Consider the following 9,086-nt stretch of genomic DNA (forward strand, 5'->3'; position numbering starts at 1 on the left):
CGTTTGGAGAGCTTGGGCGAGCGTCCGTACGACCCGGCGCTCCTCCGACTCGGGTTGCGCCTGCTCGAACCCGTCGAGCGCATGTTGCGTCTGCGGGAGCGGTTCGCCGACCGGCATCAGCACTGGGAAGATGAAGCTTCCAATCTCTGTGTGCGCCAGGCGCGCCTCACGTGCAATCGCGTCGCCGATGACCGAATAGTTGCTGCCAATCGACTGTCGCGGGCGACGGGCGCTGGTTGCTGCAGCGCGGATCATGCCGAATGCCGAGCCGATGACCGTCGCGCCAGCCTCGAGCGGGATGGTCTGAGATGAGTTGCTGTCTACCCGGAACCGCATTACGTCGGTCCGCACGAGGTCAAGCCATCTCTCGACCTCGATGGCGGCTTCGTCTTGCGCTTCAGCAATGCGATCGACGATGTCTGACCACTCGAACGAGCCACGCCGAAGCGTCGATGGCACGTACATCTCGGCGCTAGCCGAGGGCAATGCCCATAGCGAAGCGGCGCCTTCGGTGGCTCGAACCTGAGACCAGCCGTGTCGGGCAAGCACCGCGACGAGGTCACGTGTCGCCTCGCTCGTCACGCTGCACCTCGCTCATGGTGCGCGTAGACCTGCTCGCGCCAGTCGTACAGGGTCTCAGCCGTGAGGTGGTTGGCCTTCGTGAACTGGATGGACGTCGTATGAGCCTTCGCGTCGAATCGCTTCCCGAAGGCGACCGCGCGGTGGCCGGTTGATGACGGCTTGAAGTCGAGCCAGTCGTCGAAGCCAGTTGGAACCTTCACCAGCACGATGAAGACTGGGTGATATGAGTCCGCCCACTTGGTAACCCAGTCGGACTCGAGGGACAGCGTTGCCCGGCCCATCCCGACATGAAAGCTCGACGTGCACTTGACCTGAACCTCGGCGCTCGCGCGTGCGAACTTCAACGAAACGTCGATCGCGTCAACGTCCTCGTCAGGCGAGTTCTCCTTGAACGAGACACCGGCCGCTGCGCACAACGCCCGCAGATACGCGACGCCGTATCGACCGCGTCGGCCGTTGTCCGAAAAGTTCACGTTCGCCGCCGTCGCGAGCAGTGGGGGCGAGATCGGCGCGCTCGTCAAGACTCCTCCATCTGTCGTGGATGGCATTCGTGGATCTTGAGCGTATTCAGCGCGCAGCCCACTAGGAGCGAATACGACCCTGGACCTGAGCACGTGTCGCACCGTACGGCGGTCTGCCGACATTGACCCATTGGCCCGGAGGCGTCAACTCAGTCGCCTTCCTGGCTCACACACTAGACACTCGAACCACAGGATCGCGTGGCGTCGGGCCGAGCCGTCTGACCTGCAGTGATACTCATCGCGATACTGCGCCTGTCGCTCAGAAGACGGGCACGACGCGTTGCACCAGCAGCCGCACCCTTGGTGCCGCGGCCTTGCCCAGGTACTGGTTGGGCCGACTCGTATCGAAGCGCTCGTGCAGTATCCGCGCAGCGTCGCGCGCCTCGCTGCGCCGGGGCCACTCGTGCGCGGTGCGACCTCCGAGGTTTGCGGCTTCGAGCAGCCGATGGATGTCGATCGCGTCGGACTTGGCGAGCCGGCCACGGTAGGCGTGTGCCTTCATCGTCAGGGCCGCCGCCACGTCGGGCAGGTGCAGCGTCGCGTTCACCTCGGTCCCGTCGGTCAGGACGGCGGTAACGTCCACGACGGTCGCCGGCTCGTACAGGGCGGTGTGAAGACCGGGGATCTCGTCGACGACGATCTGGCCGTGCTTCTGGTTCGAGATCAGGACCCCTTCGTAGGACGGTGCGAGCACGTCGATCACGAGCTCGCGTTCCCGGTCGAGGCGCACGAAGCGGTTGCCGCCCTCTCGCTCGTACCCAGCGTCCAGGAGTGCCTCAAGCAGCCGGGCATCTCCACAGACGTCGAACGGCACGCCCATGTCGGCGTCAGCGGTCTCGCGCGCTGGTGCCAACTCGGTCGCACCGTGGACGTGGACCAGCAGTGTCACAGCCAGCCCTCCGACGAGGCGATACGGAACGTCGAGCAGGGCGCTGATCGTGGCGATGTCCGCCGCGGCGAGCCAGCCGGCGTCGGTGGCGCGCGAGGTCGAGACGAGCACCAGCTCGCTCACGACGGCACCGCCATCTCCGACAGCAGCCGCGCTCGCAGGTGGTTCGCAGCCGCCTCGTCCCCGTCCTGTTCCAGGGTGACCCAGACCCGCCACGGGTCCGCGAGGCGCAGCCCGGCGCGCTCGGTGGCACTGGTCAACGCCCGCGGGTCGTCCGGAACGGCGATCGTCACAGTCGCGTCCGCCGCGGCGACCGGTGTGCAGCCAGCGTCGCGCAGGTCGACCAGACGCTCGGCCCAGATGGTCGTGCGGTCCGGCCGCGCCCATGGGGCGTAGTGGTCGGCTGCGACCTGCCCGGTGATGGCGTAGTCCACCTCGGCGTCCCGCAGCACGTTCGCGATGGCGGTGGTTGCGGGGACGGGCTCGTCCAGGGTGAGCCAGGACGCTGTGGTCCTCGGGCGCGGGTAGTGGGCCTGCAGCCACATCGTCGCCGTCTCGGTCGGCTGGATCGCCCAGCCTCCCTGGCGGCGGCGCTCGGCGACGTCGCGCAGCTGCTTGAGCGCCTGCGAGACCCGAGCCTGGGTCAGGTCGGTCTCCCGGGCGAGCTGGACCTGCGACCGCGGTGTCGGGTCGTTGAGCAGCGCGAGCGCAATAGCCAGGGTTCCCCAGGGCGCGCGGCCCGGCTTCGCGTTGCGGGAGTCGTCGGGCCTAGGGGCTGCGTGGAGGGTGTGGGCGTTTCCGTTGACGTCGATCAGGATCCCGCTCACCGGGCCGTGCGACGGGGCCACGAGCACGGACAGCCCGATGTCCCGCGCGGCGTCGAGAGCAGCGGGTGTGGCGGACTCGGCGATGACCAGGCGCCGGGGCGTCGGGGGGACGATGTACCGCAGGGTGTACCGGCCGACGCGCGAGGGGTGCAGCGTTTCGACGGTCCTAATGTCGTAGGCCGTCGGCAGCAGCTCCGGGCCTTCGAGCACGATGTCGGCGCGCCGGTCCAGGGTCAGCGTCGGCACGATGGCGTAGGACTGCGCGAGCGCCGCCCAGACGTCACTCATAAGCATAGTCAACTCCCATCTGACGATGCTTATATTCTAGTCACGAGCGCCGCCAAAGGATGGGCCCCGTGACTTCCCTCGGCGCGGCGGGCCGTGGAAGGCCGGCGCAGCCGTGGCCGCGTCCACGTTGATCGAAAGGCACCGCCAACCGGCTGAAGTCATCGGACGTCGGGACCCACTTCCATTCGAGTCCGCTGAAGCCGTGGCCGAACATCGCGTCTCGGTTCGCTGCGGACCGTCGATCGAACTGCTCAGTCTCGTGACGACGTGAACCGCGCGGCATGCAGTGCAAGAAGAGTCGAGGCTGTGATCTGTTGCCTGCGGCCTCGACTCTTCTTGCGTCACTCGCGAGCTGCTGCGCGAAACGAGGTACGGCGAGCGGTGACCCTGCGGATCGCCCTGGCACGATGTGCGGATGGCACGCTTCCGTCGCCGAGAAGTCGGCCCGCTCACGCCGAGTGACGTGAGTGTCGATCGATGGGCCCATCTGCCCGCGCCCACAGATCGCGCGTCAGAGCACGACGAAGAGGTGCCTGAGCACGGTCTTAGCCGCGCCGTGTGGACCGAACGAGACTTCGCGCAGCTCGGCTGGCACGACGCAACCATCTGGGCGTTCGACGTCCGGCGTGCTGATTACAGCGACCTCGACGCTCGGGCCTGGCCGACGGACCGAGTAGTGCTCGACCTGGACTACATCACCCGCTGGGTTCAGCCCAGCCGGGGACGACAGCACTTCACCTTCTGGGTAGCCCCATGCACCCTCGTCTTCGCAGGAGTCACCGAGTTGGTTCTCGACGTCCGCCCCGGTCGAATCGAAGACCTCGAGATCACCGACATCCACGCCGTCGACGGCGGCTGGCACGTCGAGGGCCACGGCATCGACATGAAGATCGCCGCGACCGGCTTCACCCAGACCTTCCGTCGGATCCCGGTTCACATCGAGGGCCAAAGCCTCGATCTCGCCGCGCGCGGCGGGTACAGCTACAGCGAACGTCCCGCCCCTATCTAGCGGAGCACCCGCCAGCCCCAGCCGACGGAGCCGCGAGCAGCCCAGCTCGCGAACCGCCGACGCGCCAGGTGTTCTCGTGCGTGAATTGCGTCGCCACAGCCCCAGCGCTACGAGCGGCCCGGTTCCCGCGGCGGCCTTGCGTGRCCAGCCGTCGACCGGCGAACGGCGCCACCCGACGACGCCCGCGCGTCTTGCGGAGGTTTCCGCATACCTGCCTTCAGAGGGACAGGTGTCAGCTTGCGCATCCGTGACTGCCCGGGAACCGACGTCGCGTCTTACGCACATCCCGGCGCACCTATCACCAGGAGCAACCGCTGCTCGAACCGCGTGAGGAGGTGGCGCCGTGGTGATGTCGATGCACAAGCTGACCCTCGGCGACGGCTACGCCTACCTGACCAGGCACGTTGCGGCCGGCGATGCTGACCTGGCGCCAGGTGACTCGCTCACGGCCTACTACGAGCAGACCGGTAACCCCGCGGGTTGCTGGTTGGGGCGAGGGCTCGAGTCGGTCGGCGACGGTCACGTGGCTGCCGGAAGCGTCGTCACCGAGCTGGCCATGACCCGGGTGTTCCGCGACGGCTGCGACCCGGTGACCAGTGCACCGTTGGGGCGGCCGTACCGGGCGACAGCGCCGGGTGAGGGCCGGCACGCGGTAGCTGGCTACGACCTGACGTTCACCGCGCCGAAGTCGGTCTCCGTCGCCTGGGGTCTGGCCGACGAGTCGACGCGAGCGACCCTCTACGAGGCGCACCGGGCGGCGCTGGCGTCGGCGCTGCAGTTCGTGGAGCACTCGGTGATCCGGACCCGGGTCGGCGCAGCCGGGTGCCGGCAGGTCAGGACGCGCGGCATGATCGCGGCCGCGTTCGACCACTGGGACTCCCGCGCCGGTGACCCGAACCTGCACACGCACGTCGTCGTCGCAAACAAGGTTCAGGGCCCCGACGGCGCGTGGCGGTCCGTGGACGGCCGCACCCTGCATGCGGCGGTGGTGACCGCCTCGGAGCTCTACGACGCCCTGCTCGCCGATGAGGTCACGCGGCGGATCGGCGCGTCGTGGTCGTCGYGTGATCGTGGGGAGCGCCGGAACCCCGCGTTCGAGCTGGACGGTGTCGGCGATGATCTGTTGGCCGAGTTCTCCGCCCGCTCGGAACAGATCCACTGCGCCGAGCAACGTTGGTCGGAGGAGTTCGCGGAGCGCCGCGGGCGGGCGCCGTCTCGCACGGAGACGACCCGGGCCCGGCAGCATCTGACCCGTGAGACCCGGCCACCGAAGGTCGTCCGTCCGTTGCGGGACCTGCTCGCCGATTGGGCCAACCGCGCTCGGGTGCTCACCGGTCTCGAGCCCGTCGACCTGGCCGCTCGGGCCCTGTCGGGAACCTATGGGCGTCCGCTGCGGGCGACCGACGTCGGTCCGGAGGTCCGGTCGGCGATCGTCGCGCAGGTCATCGATGACGTCTCGACTCGTCGGTCGGTGTGGTCGACCTGGAACCTGGGCGCCGCTGCGCTGCGGTCCTCGCTCGCGCTGCGTATGGCCTCCCCGGAGGACCGCCTCGAGCTGACGAACCATCTGGTGATCCAAGCGGGCGGCGCATGTGTACGGATCGACGACCAGGCAGACCCTGACCGGCRTCGCGTGGGTGAGGAGATGTTCACGTCGACGGAGCTTCTGCGGGCCGAGCGGACGCTGCTCGACGCCGTCGAGAAGGACCTCCCGATCGGGATCCATCCTCTGGCCGAGCGGATCGCCGATCGTGAGCTGTGCGATCTCGCCGACGACCAGCGCGACGCGACCAAGGCGGTGCTCCTGTCCTGACGAAGCCTCGACGTCCTGGTCGGGCCGGCGGGCTCGGGGAAGACGACGACTTTGGCGGCGCTAGCTGAAACCTGGCGGCATACGCACGGTGACGTCGTCGGGCTGGCGCCCTCGGCCAGTGCGGCAGCGACCCTGTCGACTGCGCTCGACGCCTGGTGCGAGACGACAGCCAAGTGGATCTACGAGTCAACGGGCGACGGTGCCGCGCGACGGGCGCTGCGGTACCAGGCGGAGATGGCCGTGCTTGGCGACCCCACCTCGACCTTTCTGGATCGGGGGGACGCGAACGACCGGCGCCACCGCCTGGCCTCGGACCAGGATCAGTGGCGATTCCGCCGAGGCCAGCTAGTGATCGTCGACGAGGCTTCGATGGCCGACACTCGCACGTTGGCCGCCCTCATCGACCAGGCGAGGGCCGCCGAGTCGAAGGTCCTGCTCGTAGGCGACCACCTGCAACGCGGAGCGGTCGACGCCGGCGGGGCGTTTGGGATGCTCGCCCGCCGCGGCCCCACCGCCGAGCTCCGAACGCTGTGGAGGTTCAGCAACCAGTGGGAGGCGCGCGCGACCCTGGACCTTCGCCACGGCGACCCCGCCGCTCTGGACGCCTACATCGAGCACGGCCGGGTCAGCCACGGCACGCACGACGACATGCTCGACAATGCGCTCTCTGCTGCGAGCGATGCTGAAGCGGAGGGCCGAACCGTCCTGCTCGCGGCCGCCGACCGGCGCACCGTCAACGAGCTCAACACCCGCACCCGCGCCGAACGCATCCGCACCGGCGCCGTTCGCACCACCGGCATCACACTGAGTGACGGACTGACCGGTGGTGTCGGGGACCGCATCGTCACCCGCCGCAACAACCGTCGCCTACGTACCAGCGACGGGTTCGTCCGCAACGGCGACCTCTGGCAGATCACCGATGTCCTGCCCGACGGCGGCCTGCGCGTCCAACCCGTCGCAGATCCGGCCAGCGGCACGCTGCGACTGCCGGCGGCCTACGTCACCGAGTCCGTTGAGCTCGGCTACGCCACCACCACCGCCCGCAGTCAAGGCATGACGGTCGACGAGACCCACACCGTGATCACCGCCGGCATGGGCCGCGAAGACCTCTACGTCGCCGTCAGTCGCGGCCGCCACCTAAACCGCCTCTATATCGCGACCGACCGGTCCGACCCCGACTGCCTCCCAAGCGGTGAGCCCGAGAGCGCCCGCGAGGTCCTCGACCGGATCCTCGCCACGACCAATGCCGAGCAGTCCGCCACCGAGACCTGGRCCATGCACCACCCGGACGATCCTCGGCCGCCGCTGCCGGCGACCCGTCCACAACCCGCCATCCCGCCGCTGCGTCCACAGATGATGCCGCGCCCCTTGACGCCCTCGCCCAGCCCGGTCCCCGATGGATCGGTACTGGAGCGGTGGTGACCACCCCAACCCACCGAAGGAGAACAACCATGTCGACAACCACGCAGACCGCAGTCACCGCTGCTCGCCAGTACTACCGCGTCAAGGACGCCGCCGCCGTCCTCGGCGTTCCGGTGCGGACGCTCTACCACCTCGCCGAGACTGAGCAGATCCCCTGCCGCCGGCTCGGCACCGTCATCCTCATCCCGGCCTCGTGGGTCGATCGAGAGCCCGCGCAGCCGCGCCGACGCTGATGTCCGTCACTCGGCGGACGTTGCCCTCGGGCACGGTGACGTGGCGCGCGAAGGTCTTCTTCGAGCACCGGGTCATCGCCGAGAAGTCGTTCCAGCGGAAGACCGACGCCAAGCGCTGGGAGGCCGACCAGCTGGTCAAGCTCCAGAGCGGCGCCTGGATCGACCCGACCCGCGGTCGGGTGTCCTTCGGATCGCTCGCCGAGGAGTGGCAGGGCTCGCGACAGCACCTCGCGGTCCGAAGCCAGGAGACGACGCAGTTCCTGCTCGACTCCTACGTCATCCCTCTGCTCGGTCGCTTTCCGATCGCCGTGATCTCCGCGACGGACGTCGAGCGTGTGCTCACGGCGATGCCGGTCCGAGGGCTGGCCACGGCCACCCGACGGCGCGTCCTGTCCGTCATCCGGCTGGTGCTCGACTACGCCGTCCGTGACCGGCGGATCTCCGTCAACGTCGCGCGCTCGATCCCGCTCCCCAAGGGCACGACCAAACGCGAGCCGCACTGGCTACGCGCGGAGCATCTGGGCAAGCTCGCCGACGCCATGCCGCCGAACTGCCGACCGGTCGTGCTCTTCCTCGGCCTGGCCGGCTGCCGGTTCTCGGAGATGTGTGCGCTCCGGGTCGACGACGTCGTCCAGACACCGCACGGCCTCGGCGTCCGCATCCACCGTGCCGCACCGCAGTCGAAGAGGACGAGCGGAGCGATCTTCGGCCCGACGAAGACTCACCAGACCCGCACCGTGCCGGTCCCACCGACCCTCGAGACCTACGTTCGGGACCGGATCGAGAGCGCCCCATCCGGGTCGTACCTGTTCCCGAGCCCGACGGGCGCGATCTGGACCAACACCAACTTCCGGGTCCGGTCCCGCTGGATCGAGACCACCCAAGCGGTCGGCCTGGCGGGCACGACGATCCACGACCTGCGCCACACCGCCGCCTCGCTGCTCATCGCCGCCGGAGCCGACGTGAAGGCGGTACAGATGATCCTCGGGCACGCCACGGCGACGATGACGATGGACCTCTACGGCCACCTGTTCTCGGAGGCGCCATGGGTCGCGATGGAGCGCATGCCGATGTTCCCTGAGCCCGAGGCCAACCCGCCGACGATCTAGTCTCAGGCCCCCGGACGTGCAGTCGTCCTCGATGCGGTCGTCTGCTCGACCTCCACGTCGACTTGATGGACCGTCCGCGGTCGCTCAGCCAAGCGCCAGGCTCACCTGAGGGCGCGGTGGCACCAGGGTGAAGTGTGACGAACAACGCCAGTTGGCCGAGCGCAAGGGGTGGCGTTCCAGATGGAACGCGCGTACGTTGCAACACGTTGTAAAGGACGTACAAGGCGTACATAGTCGCAAACGTCGTCATCAAGATCAGCTGGAGTTGTTGTGTCTGTGCTCGAACTGCCCGCCACCGAAGCGCGCACCCGGTTCAAGGACGTCCTGGATGCCGCCGAGGGAGGCCGTGCGACGTCGATCGTTCGCGACCGCGTCCACTTCGCGGTCGTCGAC

9 protein-coding genes are annotated in these 9,086 nt (G+C 68.6%); 5 read left to right on the forward strand and 4 right to left on the reverse strand.

Features of this window, described 5'->3' with window-relative positions:
- The 4 genes from ACXJKG_RS16295 to ACXJKG_RS16310 form a co-directional block, all read right to left on the reverse strand.
- A partial coding sequence (locus ACXJKG_RS16295; RefSeq protein WP_456846793.1) for a hypothetical protein occupies nt 1-582 on the reverse strand: 582 nt, incomplete at its 3' end.
- A complete protein-coding gene (locus ACXJKG_RS16300; RefSeq protein ID WP_456846794.1) occupies nt 579-1,103 on the reverse strand; it encodes a DUF4365 domain-containing protein in 525 nt (174 codons plus the stop codon). The genes ACXJKG_RS16300 and ACXJKG_RS16295, both read right to left, overlap by 4 nt.
- Nucleotides 1,104-1,362: 259 nt before the next feature.
- Nucleotides 1,363-2,115: a hypothetical protein gene (locus ACXJKG_RS16305; RefSeq protein ID WP_456846795.1), complete on the reverse strand. Its 753-nt coding sequence runs from the start codon at nt 2,113-2,115 to the stop codon at nt 1,363-1,365.
- Nucleotides 2,112-3,107, reverse strand: a complete 996-nt coding sequence (locus ACXJKG_RS16310; protein WP_456846796.1) for a hypothetical protein — start codon at nt 3,105-3,107, stop codon at nt 2,112-2,114. The genes ACXJKG_RS16305 and ACXJKG_RS16310 overlap by 4 nt, the downstream gene beginning before the upstream one ends.
- Before the next feature lie 415 nt (nt 3,108-3,522).
- Between ACXJKG_RS16310 and ACXJKG_RS16315 the strand changes: the two genes are divergently transcribed.
- The 5 genes from ACXJKG_RS16315 to ACXJKG_RS16335 all read left to right on the forward strand — a co-directional run bounded on the left by ACXJKG_RS16315 (nt 3,523) and on the right by ACXJKG_RS16335 (nt 8,693).
- A complete protein-coding gene (locus tag ACXJKG_RS16315) occupies nt 3,523-4,116 on the forward strand; it encodes a hypothetical protein (RefSeq protein ID WP_456846797.1) in 594 nt (197 codons plus the stop codon).
- Between the two features lie 355 nt (nt 4,117-4,471).
- On the forward strand, nt 4,472-5,929 hold the full coding sequence (gene mobF, locus ACXJKG_RS16320) for a MobF family relaxase (RefSeq protein ID WP_456846798.1): 1,458 nt from the start codon (nt 4,472-4,474) through the stop codon (nt 5,927-5,929).
- Between the two features lie 15 nt (nt 5,930-5,944).
- Complete coding sequence (locus ACXJKG_RS16325) at nt 5,945-7,351, forward strand: AAA family ATPase (protein ID WP_456846800.1); 1,407 nt, start codon at nt 5,945-5,947, stop codon at nt 7,349-7,351.
- 29 nt (nt 7,352-7,380) lie between these two features.
- A complete protein-coding gene (locus ACXJKG_RS16330; RefSeq protein ID WP_175346810.1) occupies nt 7,381-7,584 on the forward strand; it encodes a helix-turn-helix domain-containing protein in 204 nt (67 codons plus the stop codon).
- 35 nt (nt 7,585-7,619) lie between these two features.
- Nucleotides 7,620-8,693 (forward strand): tyrosine-type recombinase/integrase, encoded by a 1,074-nt coding sequence (locus tag ACXJKG_RS16335; RefSeq protein ID WP_456846799.1) that lies wholly within the window; start codon nt 7,620-7,622, stop codon nt 8,691-8,693.
- The last annotated feature ends 393 nt before the right edge of the window (nt 8,694-9,086 follow it).

The sequence above is a fragment of the Cellulomonas sp. P5_C6 genome, assembly GCF_054049635.1.

Excerpts from the sequence above, each read along its gene's own strand:
- ACXJKG_RS16310 (WP_456846796.1), bottom strand. The coding sequence starts at position 3,107 with ATGAGTGACGTCTGGGCGGCGCTCGCGCAGTCCTACGCCATCGTGCCG.
- ACXJKG_RS16315 (WP_456846797.1), top strand. The coding sequence starts at position 3,523 with ATGGCACGCTTCCGTCGCCGAGAAGTCGGCCCGCTCACGCCGAGTGAC.
- ACXJKG_RS16330 (WP_175346810.1), top strand. The coding sequence starts at position 7,381 with ATGTCGACAACCACGCAGACCGCAGTCACCGCTGCTCGCCAGTACTAC.